Origin of the sequence: Acinetobacter guillouiae CIP 63.46 (genome assembly GCF_000368145.1) — a bacterium.
Lineage (GTDB): Bacteria > Pseudomonadota > Gammaproteobacteria > Pseudomonadales > Moraxellaceae > Acinetobacter > Acinetobacter guillouiae.
In genome coordinates this window covers 2,141,705-2,158,817 of the sequence record NZ_KB849283.1, presented here as the reverse complement: position 1 = coordinate 2,158,817, position 17,113 = coordinate 2,141,705, and the positions used below count along the sequence as shown (strand labels likewise).

The 17,113-nt window shown below is 38.3% G+C and carries 14 protein-coding genes and 1 pseudogene; 7 read left to right on the top strand and 8 right to left on the bottom strand.

Annotated elements, in window-relative coordinates:
• Positions 1-198: 198 nt before the first annotated feature.
• Genes F981_RS15130 through mutM form a run of 3 tightly spaced genes read right to left on the bottom strand, consistent with a single transcriptional unit; the run spans position 199 to position 1,765 of the window.
• A complete protein-coding gene (locus tag F981_RS15130) occupies positions 199-630 on the bottom strand; it encodes a hypothetical protein (RefSeq protein ID WP_004722999.1) in 432 nt (143 codons plus the stop codon).
• Positions 627-917: a peptidylprolyl isomerase gene (locus F981_RS15125; protein WP_004722997.1), complete on the bottom strand. Its 291-nt coding sequence runs from the start codon at positions 915-917 to the stop codon at positions 627-629. The genes F981_RS15130 and F981_RS15125 overlap by 4 nt, the downstream gene beginning before the upstream one ends.
• Positions 914-1,765: a bifunctional DNA-formamidopyrimidine glycosylase/DNA-(apurinic or apyrimidinic site) lyase gene (mutM, locus tag F981_RS15120; protein ID WP_004722995.1), complete on the bottom strand. Its 852-nt coding sequence runs from the start codon at positions 1,763-1,765 to the stop codon at positions 914-916. The genes F981_RS15125 and mutM overlap by 4 nt, the downstream gene beginning before the upstream one ends.
• Before the next feature lie 389 nt (positions 1,766-2,154).
• On the opposite strand from mutM, the gene F981_RS15115 reads away from it, so the two are divergent.
• The 4 genes from F981_RS15115 to F981_RS15100 all read left to right on the top strand — a co-directional run bounded on the left by F981_RS15115 (position 2,155) and on the right by F981_RS15100 (position 7,793).
• Complete coding sequence (locus F981_RS15115; RefSeq protein WP_004722993.1) at positions 2,155-3,453, top strand: carbohydrate porin; 1,299 nt, start codon at positions 2,155-2,157, stop codon at positions 3,451-3,453.
• A gap of 20 nt (positions 3,454-3,473) precedes the next feature.
• A complete protein-coding gene (locus tag F981_RS15110) occupies positions 3,474-5,612 on the top strand; it encodes a TonB-dependent receptor (RefSeq protein ID WP_004722992.1) in 2,139 nt (712 codons plus the stop codon).
• Positions 5,613-5,631: 19 nt separating this feature from the next.
• The gene (locus F981_RS15105) at positions 5,632-6,759 is read left to right on the top strand and encodes an NADH:flavin oxidoreductase/NADH oxidase (RefSeq protein WP_004722991.1); all 1,128 of its coding nucleotides are present in this window, start codon (positions 5,632-5,634) and stop codon (positions 6,757-6,759) included.
• Positions 6,760-6,869: 110 nt separating this feature from the next.
• Complete coding sequence (locus F981_RS15100) at positions 6,870-7,793, top strand: AEC family transporter (RefSeq protein WP_004722990.1); 924 nt, start codon at positions 6,870-6,872, stop codon at positions 7,791-7,793.
• A 40-nt stretch (positions 7,794-7,833) separates the two neighbouring features.
• Here the strand turns inward: F981_RS15100 and F981_RS15095 are convergent, their stop codons facing one another.
• The 5 genes from F981_RS15095 to F981_RS15075 all read right to left on the bottom strand — a co-directional run bounded on the left by F981_RS15095 (position 7,834) and on the right by F981_RS15075 (position 12,103).
• Positions 7,834-8,646 (bottom strand): tetratricopeptide repeat protein, encoded by an 813-nt coding sequence (locus tag F981_RS15095; RefSeq protein ID WP_004722989.1) that lies wholly within the window; start codon positions 8,644-8,646, stop codon positions 7,834-7,836.
• Between the two features lie 222 nt (positions 8,647-8,868).
• Positions 8,869-9,576, bottom strand: a complete 708-nt coding sequence (locus tag F981_RS15090) for a DsbC family protein (protein WP_004722988.1) — start codon at positions 9,574-9,576, stop codon at positions 8,869-8,871.
• Positions 9,577-9,678: 102 nt separating this feature from the next.
• Entirely contained in the window at positions 9,679-11,418 is a 1,740-nt protein-coding gene (locus F981_RS15085) for a DKNYY domain-containing protein (RefSeq protein WP_004722987.1), read from the bottom strand.
• A gap of 110 nt (positions 11,419-11,528) precedes the next feature.
• A complete protein-coding gene (locus F981_RS15080; protein WP_004722986.1) occupies positions 11,529-11,849 on the bottom strand; it encodes a low molecular weight protein tyrosine phosphatase family protein in 321 nt (106 codons plus the stop codon).
• Positions 11,846-12,103: a hypothetical protein gene (locus F981_RS15075; RefSeq protein WP_004722985.1), complete on the bottom strand. Its 258-nt coding sequence runs from the start codon at positions 12,101-12,103 to the stop codon at positions 11,846-11,848. Before F981_RS15075 ends, F981_RS15080 begins: the two co-directional genes overlap by 4 nt.
• Positions 12,104-12,279: 176 nt before the next feature.
• On the opposite strand from F981_RS15075, the gene F981_RS15070 reads away from it, so the two are divergent.
• The 3 genes and pseudogenes from F981_RS15070 (at position 12,280) to F981_RS15055 (ending at position 17,104) form a co-directional block, all read left to right on the top strand.
• Positions 12,280-12,525 (top strand): hypothetical protein, encoded by a 246-nt coding sequence (locus tag F981_RS15070; protein ID WP_004722984.1) that lies wholly within the window; start codon positions 12,280-12,282, stop codon positions 12,523-12,525.
• Between the two features lie 377 nt (positions 12,526-12,902).
• Positions 12,903-15,770 (top strand): annotated as a pseudogene (locus F981_RS15065) (type VI secretion system Vgr family protein).
• Positions 15,771-15,772: 2 nt separating this feature from the next.
• Positions 15,773-17,104 (top strand): M15 family metallopeptidase, encoded by a 1,332-nt coding sequence (locus F981_RS15055; RefSeq protein ID WP_004722980.1) that lies wholly within the window; start codon positions 15,773-15,775, stop codon positions 17,102-17,104.
• The last annotated feature ends 9 nt before the right edge of the window (positions 17,105-17,113 follow it).

The window sequence follows — 17,113 nt, the reverse complement described above, 5'->3', positions numbered from 1 at the left end:
GTCGTTCTATCGTGTGGCGACATGGATGTCGCCGTTGGGTGGGGGTACAGGACGTACCCCTCACCTAACAGAAGATTTTTGTCATCTTTTCATCTTTGAAAAGTGAGGCATCGCCTACGCAAAGCGATTTAAACTTTAAATGTAAAGCGTGGCATTGAAAAAGTTATCATCTAAAAGCTTATTTTCACAAGAACTCTATTATTTAGTGACTTTCGGAATTTCATAAGGTTTAAGAATGTCTCTAAATCTTTTTGTAATTTTTGTTTGAAAGTAAGTACCTTTTTCTAACCATTTTTTGTCTGCGATGTCAGTTTCTATTTGCGCTAGAATGAAATCATGTGGGTAGATGTATAAATTTTCTTGCTCAAAAAACGCGATATACAGGTTTTTCATCCGATATTTTTGTGCAAAGGAAATACCACCTTTAAGTTGTATTTTGAAATCTGAAATGCCATCAATATGAACAGCAATACAGTCTGCACTACTCCAATCGTTATTCAGCCAAAGGCAGTTGTAGCCATAATCTGCTAAAAGGGCTGCCATTTTATGGAAATTATAGGTTTCTTGAGCTTTGGGATTGAGTGCTTGATATGCAATTGGTTCAAGCTTGATACCATTTTGCTTTATCATTTGAATCCATCCATCCTAAATTTAATCTCAACCAAGTGAAAGCCGAATTGGCTTTTTACTGGACCATGAAGTACACGTTCAGCTGCGGTAAATACCAGTTTATCAATCACAGGAACAAGTTGTCCTTTTTTTACTTCACCCAGTTCACCACCACGTTTTGCTGAATTACATGTGGAATGCTGTTTGGCCACTTTGGCAAAATCAGCGCCATCATGGATCTTCTTCTTGAGTTGTTCAGCCAAGTCCTTATCTTTGACGAGAATATGTCGAACGATTGCAGTTTTCATTTACTTTTTCCTCGTGGTTTTTGTGGGATGCTCTTCGCGATCTTTAATGGCTGGCATTGTGGGCAAAACACACTGGCTCTTTGTCCTAACTTTAAATTTTCTAAAGTGGTTTCACAGTTAATACACATCTCACCCGCACGACCATAAGCCAATAAGGTTTGCTGAAAGTAGCCATTCTCACCCATGGCATTGCTATAGTCTCTTAAAGTTGAACCACCCAAATCAATCGCTTGCTTTAAAATTCGTTTAATTTCGATGACCAATTTTTGAATTTGCGCTTTCGTCAAACTCGAAGCAGGCTGCGCAGGATGAATCCCTAAATTAAATAAGCTTTCGGTTGCATAAATATTGCCTACACCCACAACAATATGATTATCCATGATTGCAACTTTTGTGCCGACATTTTTATTTTTAAACTTTTCTGCTAAATATTCGGCATGAAATTCATCACTCAATGGTTCAGGCCCTAAAGTATCAATCAATTTTGTTTGGCTTTCCTCATTCAGCCAAATGATACAACCAAAACGTCGAGGGTCATGATAGCGCAGCTGTGTGTCTTCAAACTGAATGATCAGATGGTCATGCTTTCTAAGCGCTTCATGTTCATCACAGATTCTAAAACTACCCGACATACCCAAATGCCATAACATGCTATGAGTTTCAAACTCTGCCAAAATGTATTTTGAACGACGTGTTAAGCGAACGAGTTTTTGACCTTGAAGTTGTTGAATATCTTCGGGTATAGGCCAGCGTAACCGTGACTCACGCACTTGAACATGAAGAACTTTCTGGTCAATCAAGGGGAGTAAACTGGTTTTTGTTGTTTCAACTTCTGGTAATTCAGGCATGCACTTGTCACATTGGTGTGAGGACTGAATATTGTATGCAAGAATTGGATTGCGTTAAAGGGCGGTTGTGTTGAGCCTACGACTTTAGGTTGAAATTATGGATATGATCGTAGAATAAGATTGAACTATTATTGTTAAGTGATTGTTATCTAAAATAAAGTTTATTGATAAAATAAAGTTTTCCAATTGATAAAAAATATCTGATAGTTATATGTAAAAAAATGTGTAAATTTCTAGTGAATTGTTTACTGAAATAATTCTTTTTATCTCGATATTTCAGGAAAAATAGTCATTTTAAAGCTGGAACTTTCTATTAAATTTAGACGGTTAAAGTGATTGAGAGTTGACTAGTTTATCTTTATTCGTTTTGTTCCTGATTAGGCTTTCCCATGAAAAAAATTGCTTATCCTTTATTGGCAATCTCTGCATGTAGCATGATGTCTTTTGCATCAGCTGAAGATGCGTTTAATTTACACGGCTCAACCATGACGGGTGATTGGAATGGGAGTCGGACTGAACTTGCAGAAAAGGGAATCAAATTTGATGGCACCATTGCCATGGACAGTTCATATCTCGCTGATGGTGGTTATGATGCGCACCAAGCGCCAACATTTGCGACACAATTCGGACTGGGTACAACCTTAGATATGGGGAAACTGGCGGGTTGGAATGATGTGACTATTCGTGCTTTAGTTACAGCACGTCAAGGTGAAAGTACTTCACTCAGAGGTATTCAAGCACCAGATGCACCACAATGGGCAAACTCGCAAGCCAATTGGGGACGTGGTAATTCGGGGAGCCGTCTCAGCGAATTATATATAGAAAAGAATTTTAAGGATCAAGGACTAAGCTTGCGTTTAGGTCGTATGGGTTTAGGTACTGAATTCAATACCATGGCTTGTGATTTCCAAGGCAATGCATTTTGTGCAGCACAGATGGGGAAATGGCAAGGTAAGCTTTGGTATAACACACCAGTCTCACAATGGGGCGCACGTTTAAAATATCACATCAATCCTGAACTATTTGCACAAGTGGGGGTGTTTGAATACAACCCTGATAATGCTTTAGAGCGACAAGGCTGGAATCTGGATACAAAGCATGCTGATGGTGTAAATATTCTTTCTGAAGTGGTGTGGTCACCTAAACAGGGTGTGAATGATTTACCAGGCAGTTATCGTATTGGTACGCTTTACAATACTGCTGATGAGGCTAAAAATCAGTACGATGTTGCTTACAAAGCAGGAACTAAGGCTGAAGATCGAACATATGGCGGTTGGATTACGTTTGAACAGCAGTTGACTTCAACTGGAGAGGGGAAACGTGGTTTACACAGTTTTGGTAACTTCACCATTCATGATCGTACGACGACAGCCGTAAATGATTCACAGCAACTTGGTCTAAAATACTATGGTCTGTTTGATGGTCAACCAAACGATATTCTTGGTTTGGCGGTAAATCGGGTACATTTGAACGATCGGTATACTAATTATGTGAATGGTGCTCGTTTAGGAACAAATTTAAGACAGTTGAATGAAGATGCAGAGTATAATGTTGAGTTGAATTACTCATATTACCCTGCCAAATGGTTCATGCTTCGTCCTTTAGTGCAGTATGTGGTACATCCTGGTGCAACCAATCAGGTGGACAATGCATTTGTCGTTGGCTTGGGGTCTAAAATTATTTTTTAATACCACCCGAGGACACCTTTATGCAAAGAGTGAAACATCTAAAAATTAATACAACACTACTTTGCTTAACGGTATGTATCACACAGAGCTTATATGCTGAAGTGGAATCTCAAGATTCCATTCAGCAAAATTCTACGCAGCAACTTCCAACCATTAAAATTGAAGCAACACGTTCTGATACCAGCATATTAAACACCCCAGCATCGGTATATAGAGTTGATCAACAACAAAGTCAAAATAATATTGGGGTAAACCTCACTGAAACACTCAAAGGAATTCCGGGTTTACAGCTCAATAATCGTGAAAATTATGCCCAAGACTTACAACTGTCTATGCGCGGATTTGGCGCACGTTCAACTTTTGGGGTACGTGGAATTCGTCTTTATGTCGATGGGATTCCTGCGACGATGCCAGACGGACAAGGCCAAACTTCAAATATTGATTTAACGAGCTTAGATCATATTGAAGTACTTGGTGGGCCCTTTTCATCACTGTATGGAAACTCCTCTGGGGGGACTATTCTCACCATGACCAAAGAAGGAACAGGGCGTGATTCGGTCGAGTTAGGATATTCAGGTGGCAGTAATAATAAAGGCCGTGCTGACATCACCTTACAAGGTGGTGCAGATAAAGCCAATGAACCGAGCTATGTGATCAGTTCTTCTTATTTTGATACCGATGGTTATCGTGACCACAGTGCCGCAAGAAAAGTGTTGAGCAATGCCAAACTCACGTGGGACTTAGATGATGGTTCTAAGATCAATTGGCTGATCAATCATGTGGATATTTCCGCTGATGATCCACAAGGTTTGACTCGTGAGCAATGGAAGCAAAATCCTAAACAGGTCAATGACAGTAAAAATATCTATGATGTTCGTAAAGATATTAACCAAACACAGACAGGTATCAATTGGACTAAGCCCCTGAATGATCAACAAGAGCTTTATAGTATGGCCTATATTGGTCATCGTGAAGTGACTCAATACCAGTCTATTCCAAGTTCTGCTCAAAAGAATCCACGCCATGCAGGTGGGGTGATTGATTTCGAACGAGATTTTTATGGTGCTGATTTACGTTGGACTGGCAAAGACTTATTACCGAATACACGGATCAGTGCAGGCTTGGCTTATGATGCGATGAATGAAGATCGTCAAGGATATGAGAATTTTAATGCTAAGGGCGAATATGGGGTAAAAGGCAACTTACGCCGTGATGAACGAAATACCTTATGGAATTTAGATCCATATTTACAGGCAGCTTGGCAATTTTTGCCGACTGTACGTCTAGATACAGGGTTACGCTATAGCAATGTCCATTATGAGTCGAAAGATCACTACATCATTGGTTTGAATGGCGATGACAGCGGTCAAACCGATTATCAAAAACTGCTCCCATCAGCTGCCTTTACTTGGGAAGTTACTCCAGACCTTAGTACTTATATCAGTTATGCCCAAGGCTTTGAAACACCAACCTTTACCGAAATGGCCTATCCAACAGAAGGAACGGCAGGGATTAACTTTGCGCTTAAACCTTCAACCAGTGATAACTATGAACTTGGTTTAAAAGCACAAAATCGTCTAGGTAATTTTACCGCCGCAGTTTTCCAAAGTAATACTCAAGATGACATCGTTTCTGCGGGAACACTCAATGGACGTGCAACCTATCAAAATGCAGATAAAACACTGCGCCAAGGGGTAGAGCTGTCTTGGAATAAAAAGCTGTGGAAAAATTTAACGGCTCAAGCCAGTTATAGTTTCCTTGATGCAACATTTGATGCAGACATTCCCAACACAGATCCTAAAAAAGTCATCCAAAGTGGCAATTACATTCCGGGAATTGCAAAAAACCAAGCCTTTGTATCTTTCGGCTGGTTGCCTGAGCAGGGCTTTAATGCAGGTGTAGATGTTCGATATATGGATAAAATCTATGTGGACGATCTCAATACAGATACTGCACCAAGTTATACAGTAACCAGTATGAATGTCGGTTATATCTGGAAAAACAACGATTGGAAAGTACGTAGTTTTGCTCGAGTCGATAATTTATTCGATAAAAATTATGTCGGTTCAGTCATTGTAAATGATGGTAATAGTCGATTCTTTGAACCTGCTGATGGTATTAACTGGAGTGCAGGACTCAGTGTCACCAAACAGTTCTAATTCATTGGGAAAATAATTTATGTCTGCTCAACCAAAGTTATTTGAATCTATTCAATTTGGTTCACTCTCCCTCAGCAATAAAATTATTATTGCGCCAATGTGTCAATATTCGGCAACAGATCAGGGTGAAGTGACCTATTGGCATGAACAGCAATGGGCAAGTTACGCTTTGTCAGGCGCGAGCTTATGTATTATTGAAGCAACAGCGGTTCAAGCCGAAGGGCGGATCAGTTATGCCGATGTGGGACTTTGGAATGATACACAACGAGATCAAATCAAAGCTTTACTCAATAAGGTAAAAAGCATTGCTCCAACACCTTTTGCTATTCAGCTTGCGCATGCAGGTCGTAAAGCTTCGACTGAAAAGCCTTGGTTGGTGAAGCAGGGGAAAGGTCAGATTGCGCCAGATCATGCACACGGATGGCAAACTGTATCAGCCAGTGATATTGCTTTCAGCCCGAATGATATTGCCCCGCATGAATTAACAATTGACGAAATTAAAACAATTATTCACGACTTTGCGCAAGCGGCAATTCGTGCAGTAGATGCTGGTTTTTCACTGATTGAAATTCATGCAGCGCATGGGTATTTACTGCATCAATTTATGTCGCCATTGTCTAACCACCGAACTGATGAATATGGTGGAAGCTTTGAAAATCGTATTCGTTTTACATTAGAAGTTTTTCAAGCGATTCGAGCAATTGTACCAACTGACTATCCTGTAGGTGTACGTATTTCTGCAACTGACTGGATGGATGCAGAAAATAGCTGGAATGTTGAATCAAGCATTGGCTTATCAAAAGCTTTAGCGCAACTTGGTGCTGCTTATATCCATGTATCTTCTGCTGGATTACATATTCAACAAGATATTAAAGTGGGTGCAAATTACCAAGTGCCTTTTGCAAATGCGATTAAAAAACAGGTGAATATTCCTGTAATTACAGTGGGCTTAATTACCGAAGCTGAACAAGCTGAACAGATCCTTCAGCAAGGTGAGGCAGATGCAATTGCATTGGCAAGAGCGATCTTATATAACCCCCGCTGGCCTTGGCATGCGGCAGCAAAATTGGGTGCAAAAATCTCGATTGCACCACAATATTTACGTTGTCAGCCGCATGGAATCAAAGATTTGTTCTCAGCATATTGATGGCATAACAGTTTTGATTCACTCATTAATCTTTAAACGTATTTAAACTGAATAAAGATATATTCTAGGATATATCTTTATTTGTATGATCTGGAAAAGGAACGGCTTGAATGATTTTTTCGGTAATTTTTCCAGTATTTTTCCTGTTATTTTTGGGTTTTATATCTGTCAAAATCCAATTGATCTCTAAAGAGCAAATTACTGCAATTGGTGCTTTTGTAATCAAAATTGCATTACCTGCTTTATTACTTCATGCACTGGCTGCAAAAGATTTACATGAGATTTGGTATCCTGCTTATTTCTTTGTTTATGCAGGCATCACTTTTAGTCTATTTATTTTGGCCTTTATTTTAGGGCAAAAGCTTTTTAACAACCATTTTACCCATGCTTCTGTGTTTTCACTTGGCGCATCAATGTCCAATACCGGGTTACTGGGCGCAGCAATTTTGACTTTGCTGATGGGTAGTGAAGCCATGATTTATATTTCACTGATTGTTATCATTGAAAGCGTATTTCTTGTACCGCTGATGTTAACCTTGGCAGAAATAGGGCGACAAAGACAAGCCAATTTAGCCGCCATTTTAAAAACAACATTTCTGACTTTATTAAAAAATCCATTGTTCTTGTCAGTGATGATTGGCATGAGCTGTGCGATCTTCGAAATTCAAATTCCACATGTATTAGACCAAGTATTTGCCTTGTTAGGTCAGACTGCCTCACCTTTAGCGTTATTTATTATTGGTGGTGGGATGGTTGGGATTACGATTCAATCACTTAATCTGCAAACTATTTATTTGGTGGTTTCTAAAAATATCTGTATGCCGATATTGGTCTATTTAGGTTTGACTCATTTAACCGATTTGGATCAAAAGATGATTTATGCAGGTACCTTGATTGCGGCTTTACCTATGCCCTCTATATTTGGAATTTTTGGGCAAGTCTATGGTTTAAATGAAAAAGCACTGACACCATTGATGATTAGTACGTTACTGAGTTTTATTGTAGTGAGTGTTTTGATTGGTATTTGGTGGTAAAAAAAATACTCTCTTGTGAGAGTATTTTTTTTAGAGCTGCTTATTTTTTTGCTGGTGCTTTGGGAGCAGGTGTTTTGCCTTTTTCAGCAATCAGTTTGTTTACAACATCCAAAGACTCTTTTGCCTTAGGCACATTATTTTTAGCAAGTTCTGAGAAAATCTTTTGTGCTTCTGGCAGATTTTGATCAATGATATTGCCATTGGTCAGCATATTTCCGACAGCCATCAATGCTGGGATATATCCCTTTTTAGCTAAATCTTGGATTGATTTTAAACCTTGATTGACTGCTGCTGCATTCTTCTTCTTTAAACCATCGGTGATGTCATACAACGCTTTCGCATGAATCGCAGGTGCAAAATCTTTTTTCACTAAAGGATCAAGTTTTTGTAAGCCAAGTTTGTCAGATGCGGGTGTGCCTTCAGCAAATAATAAAACCGCAAGTTCCACTGTAGCATCATCAAATCCTTGAGCAGAGGACTTTTCTAAGTATTCACGAACTTTCTTTTCGTCTTTGGCTAAGCCCAATTGACCTACCGCATAGCTTTGCGCCAAGACATAACTTGCAACAGGATAGCCTTTTGCTGAAGCATCTTGATAATATTTCAAAGCTTTCTTATCGTCTTTGGTTGTGCCTTGTCCCGTTTGGGTTAAATAGCCTAAGTTATATAAGGCTTGCGCATTGCCAGCTTTTGCAAGACGCTCAAGTTCTTGATACGCCGCTGGATAGTTTTTTGCTTGAATCAGCTCTTGTGCTTTGACAAATGCAGGGTCAACGTTACTTTTAGCTGTATCTGCTGCAAATGCAGAAATACATGAAAAGCTGAGTAGTGTAGCGAATAGAATTTTTTTCATTTTGACGATATACCTTGTTTTAATTTCAACATAATTCCATTTATGGTGTGAGAACATTGTTGAGGACGTTTTTATCATAATTTGAAAATTATAAATGTAAACATGCCTATTGTATAAGTTAGTGTATTTAAATTTTAATTTATTTATAAATAAGAAAGAATTAAGGATATTTTAACAACATTAAAGCCTAGAGAAATTTTTTATTCTCTAGGCTGTGGGCTGTTATTTTACTGCTTTGAGGAGTAATTCAATTTCGCCTGCCTCACGTGCGCCTGAAATACGGGTGCCATCTTGTAAGAAGAATGTCGGTGTACCATCGACTTCAAGTGATTTTGCTAAAGCAATGTTTTTCTCAATTGGGGTCGTACATGACTTGTTTGAAGTCGGTTGTTTCTTGTCAATTAAATAGTCTTCCCATGCTTGATACTGGTTTTTAGAGCACCAGATTTGCTGTGAAATACTTTCAGCATTTGGATGTAAACGGGTGATTGGGTATAAAAATAAGTAAACGGTTAGGTTGTCGATATTTTTTAATTCTTTTTCAAGATGTTGGCAATATGGACAGTCAGGATCACTAAATACGTAGATTACACGTTCACCTTTACCTTTGACATGCTTAATGGCTTGTTTCAAAGGTAATGATTTTACATCAATACTTTTTAGCGCTTGCATACGTTCTTCGGTCAGGTTTTTTTGTTCTTTAAGATCAATTAAATTGCCGACAAAGAAATATTTTGCTTCTTCATTGGTATAAACAATACGCCCACCCATATAGACTTCATAAACATCTTTAATTGGTGAGTTTTGTACCGATTTCACCTGAATCTCAGGATATTTGGTTTTTAAGTTTTGCTGCAAAGTTTGAATATCTGCATGTGCAGAAGAAAAGGTAAAAAGACCCAAAGTTAGAAGAGATAACCAGATTTTCATGTTAAAGCTCAAAATAATAATGTGGATATTGTGCACTCAATACTGATCAAAAATATATTGAGATCATGTAATTGCCAATGCGATATTTAGTTGATACCACGTTTAATTTCGTATTGTATTCTGGATACCATGGCGTGTTAACTCATTTCTGAGTTGTTGGATATATTGATTTAATTCTACTTGTGAGTCACTCCGTAAACGTAATTGCGTACTAAAATTAAAGATTCTACTGCGTTTTCCATTGCGCTGTAAAATTTGAAAGTGCCCAATATAAGCTCCATTCGCTATTGTCATACGGGTACTAAATTCAACGCATGTGATCTGATCTAAAGGGTACGAGGTCATCATCAAATTACTGACGATCAGTTTATGGTTACGTATATAAAATGGGGCAAAATTTAAATTAAACCGTTTAAATATCCACATCAGCATACTAAAAAAGGCTACGAAAATGATCGGAACAAACAAACCCCAATATTTGTCTGAGCGGTTAGTTGTCTCTACTTCGAGTAATTCTGTGTGTTTGGCTTCAACAATCTTTTGCTCATCAATCCATTGTCGAATATCGTCAGTGCGTGGTTGAGTTCTCAGTAAATTTTGAATCGTTTGTGGGTCGCGAATATGATAAATCGTGGCCTTAACCAGTTGGCTATTTCCTAACTGATCAAAATAGTAAAACGCATTGCCATTTTTCCATACAGTGCCATAGTTGTAATTTACATCCCCAAGTTTTTGCCATGTGGAATGAAGTGGCTCAGCTAATTTTAGAATATGGGTGGATTTGGAAGAGGCTGATCCTTTATTGCTGCGATATTCACTGGCTTGTAGATAGAGTAGCTGTGTGCCATCAGAAAAAATCAGCGGTGCGATTTCTTTAAACGCGTTGCCTAAAAACGGATTATCACCTGCGCGATGCATTTTTTTCTTATTCAGATCAAAATAGTAAATCCCCGTGTCGTTATAAAACAAAGCATGGTTAATGTGATCGCCATGTTCGCTTAAGAGATGATAGGGGGCGTATTTGGGATCAAAGGCAAATTCGTTGACATAGACCATACCATCGACAGGATTGAGTAAATAATATTGGTTATTTAAACCGTCTATTTCAATACTATAAAGTTTTCCATTGTCTTTTAAATCGAGCAAAGTGTTGTTGTAATAGACGTTTTTACCATCCACTCGATAGGCATAGTTACGTTCGCCTAAGACAAGTTTGAGTTGGTCTGGATTGGCTCCAGAAAGCAATTTCCCTTGAAAATAGGTGAATGTCCCATTACTTGCCGTATCATTTTCGGAATTAACACGATAAGGCCAGTTGCCTCGTTCAAGTTTAAAATAGGGGTAGAGATAGCTTTGTGGTTTTGAGCCTAGGGCAAAATTTTGTTGCATGATTTGCCAAACTTCTCGAAGCGCAGCTAAATCCTTATTTCGTTCGGTGGAGGGGGAGCAATACCAAGTGTCTTTTCCAGCAGTAAAATAACCATCCCCAATAGTTTTCACCTGTTGAGGTTGCACACCTTTTAGGAGGATATTGCCACAATAAACATGCAGTTTATCTGCACCTAGTTGTCGGTATTGGTAATCATCATTGGGTAAATAAAAACTTTGAACATCTGCATCTGGGATCAAATAATCACCATTGCTGGGTACAGCGGCATAGATTTGGTTGTTATATTTTTGAAATATTCCAAGTTTTTCTGTAGTAGCCGTAAAAGGAATTTCATCAGAATTTGAGTCAGAAAATCTAAATATAAAACTAAAATTGAATAGAAGCGCGCATATCACCAAGATAAGCGTGAAGGTTTTAAGGATAGAAAATACTTTTAGTGGATTCTGCATCATTTATTTTATTGTTAAATATTGATCGGATTGAGCTATGGCAATTTAAGGTTGTTTTGTCATCATTTTGATTATGAATTGGTCATACTGATTGATGGCAACGACTTTAGCATTTAAGGCAAATAGGGTTGCATAGCCTCTGTTAAAATTTCAATTAACTCTTCATCCATATAGTGATAATCGTCTGGAATATCCAACACCATGACTTTTTTATGTTGTAACTGGTTGGGGAATTTCTCTTTGATATTTTGTTTATGTTTTTGCTCCATGACAAAAATCATATCTGCCCAGGCAATATCTTTGACAGAAATACGATGTTTGGCGTGTTTACTTGTTCCAGCGGAACGTGTGGAAATGCCATAGCCCACTGCAAAGACACGCTCGGCAGTGGGACTACGCCATTGGTTACGACTACAAATAAAAAGGGTGTTCAATCAGCAGTCTTCCAAAAATCATATTGTGCTTGTTTTCGTCTTTTAGCAGATGAAATACGTGGATATTCAATTCTTAATTGTTTCGAGCGAGATCTTTTTAACGATCTGTTCCAAAGCAGCTTCCAGTCTTTTTCTGGTTTCCAAAGGCTTGAAGTATGTCTGCAATCTCGACCACGGTGTAAATAATTTACCTTACGTCTCCAAGCGCGATTGCGGTTTATTTCATTTTCAAAATATTGTTGTGTAATGTCCATAGATAAAAACTCATGAGTTGATCGGGTTCAGCAGCCGCGATAACACATGATTGGGCTATTTTATAAGTATTTATCTGGGTAAACAAGCTGAATGATTTTGATAATGTTTATTTAGAGCCATTTTAAAGGCAATGAAAAGGGTATAATTCTGGCTAAATAGAACGTGTGAGTAGATGATGTTTATTAAAGGCATTAGACGTAATTATGACAAAGTCAGCCAAGATGACAGTATTGCCGATGAAGATAAGATAGATGCCTTGTTGATCAAACTGGGTGGTGAGTTTCTTGTCAGTAAGGATGACCGTGTCTATATTTTTGAAAAAGATGGTCAGACGGCCAAGTTTGATGCAAAACATGCACGGGCATTTCACTTTAAAGATTATTTGTGTAAAGACATGAATAAATTATTTCATGGGTTTTAATCAACAGCTAAATCTATTGGGCTTTTGGTGTTTACCATGAGCCTGATGTGCTACTACCATTTGAGCTGTCGCTTAAATCTCTACTGCTACTTGATGAGCTTGAAGTAGAAATTGAATAGGATGATCGTGCTAAAGTTGATGGTCTTTCTTTAAACCATTCTTGATATTCTAATGGATAATTATGTTGATAAGGTTTGGCAATTGAATCTAACAACGCCTAGAACAAAAAATAGTATAAAGGCACAGAAAAGAATAAATATCTAAAAAGATCGCAGCGAAATTACATATAGTGATCACATGAAAAATCACCTAAGTGTATACAAAATAAGGATTTTTTTGTAGTCTGTATTGCGATTTTTAACAAATATTAAAAAAACATGTCGAATAATATTTATTTTGCCTTAGAAAAATGTGGGCTGACTGCTCAAAAGCGTGTTTTGCATATCCAATTTAGCAATCCTGATTTGATTGCTCAAGTGTTCCTACAACGTATTGATGGGATGCATGAATTAAACAAAGGCATTCATTTACAATTGATTTGCTTGTCTACGTCAATGAATATTCCATTAAAGCAATTTATCGGTAGCCAAGTGGCTGTCGATATTGTGAATGACAAATCAGAACTCAATCGAATTTCAGGGATTGTGACCCAAGCAGATGTGGGCGCGAGCGATGGTGCGCTGACGATTTACCGCCTGACAGTTGAAGACCCAACAGCACTTTGGAAGCATCGTAGAAATTCCAGAGTGTTTATGAACATGTCTGCACCTCAAGTGGTTGAAGTTATATTTCAGGAATGGCGCGAGCGAAGTCCATTGTTTGCTTCAAGTCTAACATTGGATAAAAGTGGCTTGACCAAAGACTACGATGTTCGCCCATTTATTATGCAGAATAATGAACGGGATATAGACTTTGTTCAACGTCTGCTTTTTTCTGAAGGGATTAATACTTTAATTGATGAAGCCGAACTTAAAGTATCGCGTTTCAGTGAACAAATCCAAGCGCAAAAGCTTCGTTTGATTGACAATAATACTCAATACATCAGCTTAGAACGCAAAAGCATCCGCTTTCATCGTAGCAGCCCCACCGAAAGGCAGGACAGCATTATCTCATTTATTGGACAGCGTTCTATTCAACCAACATCAGTACATATTCAACGTTGGCAAGCCGATGTATTAGACATAGATGAAGGTGCAGGCAATGTACAAAGTAAGCATCAACATAGTGAAAACTACGACAATGCCAGTTTAGGTCTTGAGCAAGTTTGGCACTTTAGCCCAGCATGGATCCAAGATCTGAATGGAGAAGATGGTGCAACAGCATCAGGTAATCGTCAAATTGAACGTTTTAATGAAAATTTGAGTAACTACCATGATTCTCAAGCCAAACAATTTACCGCAATATCTACAGTACGTGATGCACATGTGGGTTATGTCTTTGAATTAAACGGGCATCCCGAAATTGATCAACACGATTTTTCCGATAAGCAATTCCTAATCATATCGAAGCACTTTTACAATCAAAACAACCTACCAAAAGACCTGACCAATCAGGTTGAAAATTTGCTTAAACAAAGCAATTGGCAAATGACCAATATCACAACAAACAATAGTGATGAGCGTCAAGCCAATCAGTTGGTGCTACAACGTCGTAATATTGCGATCGTTCCCGAATATCACCCACTAAAACATCGTCCGATTGCATCACCCCAACGTGCCAGAGTGGTTGGACCAAGTGGAGAAGAAATCCATGTAGATGAGTGGGGGCGGATCAAAGTACGTTTTCTGTTTACCCGCAATCAAGATCATAGCCACGATGGTGGTGCAGGCTCCAACGATAACGACATCGATTCTGCTTGGGTGGATGTACTGACGCCGTGGGCAGGTGAAGGCTATGGTGCACGATTTTTACCGAGAATCGGAGAGGTCGTCGTGATTGATTTCTTTGATGGCAACATTGACAGGCCGTTTGTGGTGGGACGTATTCATGAAGCGCATCGTCATCCAAGCAAGTTTGATGAAAAAGGTAAACTGCCTGATACCAAAAAACTGTCAGGAATAAAAAGTCGAGAGTATCAAGGTACTGGTTATAACCAACTTAGATTTGATGATAGTACTGAGCAAATCAGTAGTCAGTTACAGAGCAGTCATGGGGCGAGTCAACTCAACCTCGGTAATTTAAGTCATCCCAAAGAGACAGACACCAGCGAAGGACGAGGTGAAGGCTTTGAACTGAGAACTGACCAGTGGGGTGGAGTTAGAGCAGGACAAGGTTTACTACTGAGTACTTATGCTCAGGATTCAGCTTCGGGTAATCACCTTGATGTGTCAGCAGGCAAAAATCAGTTAGAAAGTAGTCTAAATAATTCCAAAGCATTGAGTGAAGTTGCCAAGAATCAACAGGCTGATCCTTTAGAAAACTTAGATCATTTGAAATCGTTTATTTTTGCTTTGGAAAAAGATGACTCAGATGAAGCTAAGAACCAAGCCGAGGCGTTTAAACAGGCGTTAATGATATTGGCTTCACCAAACTCAATTGCGCTTACCAGTAATGAAGATATTCATCTTTCAGCAGATGGGCAAATTAGTCATAGCGCAGGCGACAGTATTAATCTAAGCACTCAAAAGAGCTTCTTAGCGCATGTACAAAACAAGATCAGTTTGTTTGCAGCACAAGAAGGCGCAAGGTTATTTGCAGGAAAAGGTAAAGTTGAAATTCAAGCTTAGGGTGATGGTGCTGATGTCATTGCACGTAAAGACATTCAAATCATTTCTACAGAAGATACAGTTTATATCATTAGCCCTAAAGAGATTCGATTGGTTGGGGACACTTCTGAGGTAAGGATCAATGGTTCAGGTGTATTTGCGACGACACCAGGATTGTTTGAGGTGAAGTCGGGGCAGCAGAAGTTTGGGGGAGGACAGCGAATTAAAGCTGAAATTCCATTACTTCCTATAATGAATGAAATGAAATCTTTTACTAATAAATGGGATTTTTATAACTTGTTTTATGAAAATAATTTTTCAGAAGTGAAATATAAATTAATCAATACTAAGAATGGTACTTATATTTCAGGAAATTTAGATGAACATGGACGAACCCAACGTATAAATACGACTGAAAATGAAAATTATGACATTCTCATAGGAGCAAATGAAGAATGGACTATATCTATAGATGATGGTAGTGAAGATGATGATTTTGAATATGACTGTAACTGTGGTTCACATGAGGGGGAGATATAATTATGGATTGTTTAGCAAATATTCGATTTTTAGATGCTCTAGACCAACCTATTAATGGCTTAGTGCATCAAATTTGGGTTGGTTCATCGCTCATATCGGATTATGTAACTCTTGCCACTGGTGAATCTGTTTGGATTAAACGTCCAATAGGTACAATCATTGATATTCGAGTAAGAAGTATGACTTCTGGTGAATATAAGTCAAAAGTAAAAATACAGCTAGTTGGAGAAAAAACTATTTTTATTGTTCGTAGTCCGAAAGTATTACTCAAAGGGGTAAATCTTTCTGCTAAAGATGTTGCTTCTGGGACATATATACGGTCAACATATATTGTTGCTGAGGGTGATTATTTATCTCGAATAGCGGTTGATAACAATACAACTATTGCGGAATTGATTAGAATTAATAATCTTAAAAGTGATACAGATATTCATGCTGGGCAAGTATTGAAGATCCCTGTTAAAAAAGCTGATACACCAAAGCCACCACCTGAAAATAAGTCAGAGCCACAAGAACCAAAACCAATTCAGCAAGAAAAAACCAAGATCATTGTTGTTCAGCAGACAGATACCTTATCTTTAATAGCCAAGCTCACAGGGAATACGGTTGAAGAAATAAAAAAATTAAATAGTTTAGGTAGTGATAGATTGAGCCAAAATCAAAAGCTTAGAGTCTATGACCGTAAAGTGCCTACAATAATAAAATCTCAAGCAGAGAAGAAAAAGGAAGATAAAGAGGCCGTTAAACCACCAGCGGTTAAACAAGATGCATCAAAGAATAAAGAAAAAACACCAGTGGCTATGGTTGAAACTCCTACGCCAGTCAATGCAAACGGATTGTTGCCAGAAGCATGTGGGGGAGAAAAGCATTACAAGAGGACATCAGCCCGAATAGCTGAACTGCATCCTATATATCAACCCTATGTGATTAAATTAATTAATGCAGCATACCAAAGTCTTGGGATTGCTTGGGTTATTACGGATGGTTATAGAAGTCCATCGGCACAAGATGCTTTACCAAGCGCTAATACCAATGCAAAAGCATTACAAAGCTATCATCAATATGGTTTAGCTATAGATATTTGGTCTGTGAGAGATGGTCAAATAGTTGCTTATAATACAAAAATTTCTCAAGCTGATCGTGCAAAAATTGCAATAGATGATGCTAAACAAATAGGATCAATTGGGCTAGAATTAGGACTAGGATGGGGAGGAACTTGGAAGAAAAAGGATTATCCCCATTTTGAACTGAAACCTAATGGAAAGACATGGCGTGATTTAAAGCCTCAACTTTTAGCTTTGGGGATAGCAAATTATAAAAAGTTAACATTTTAATATGAGAAA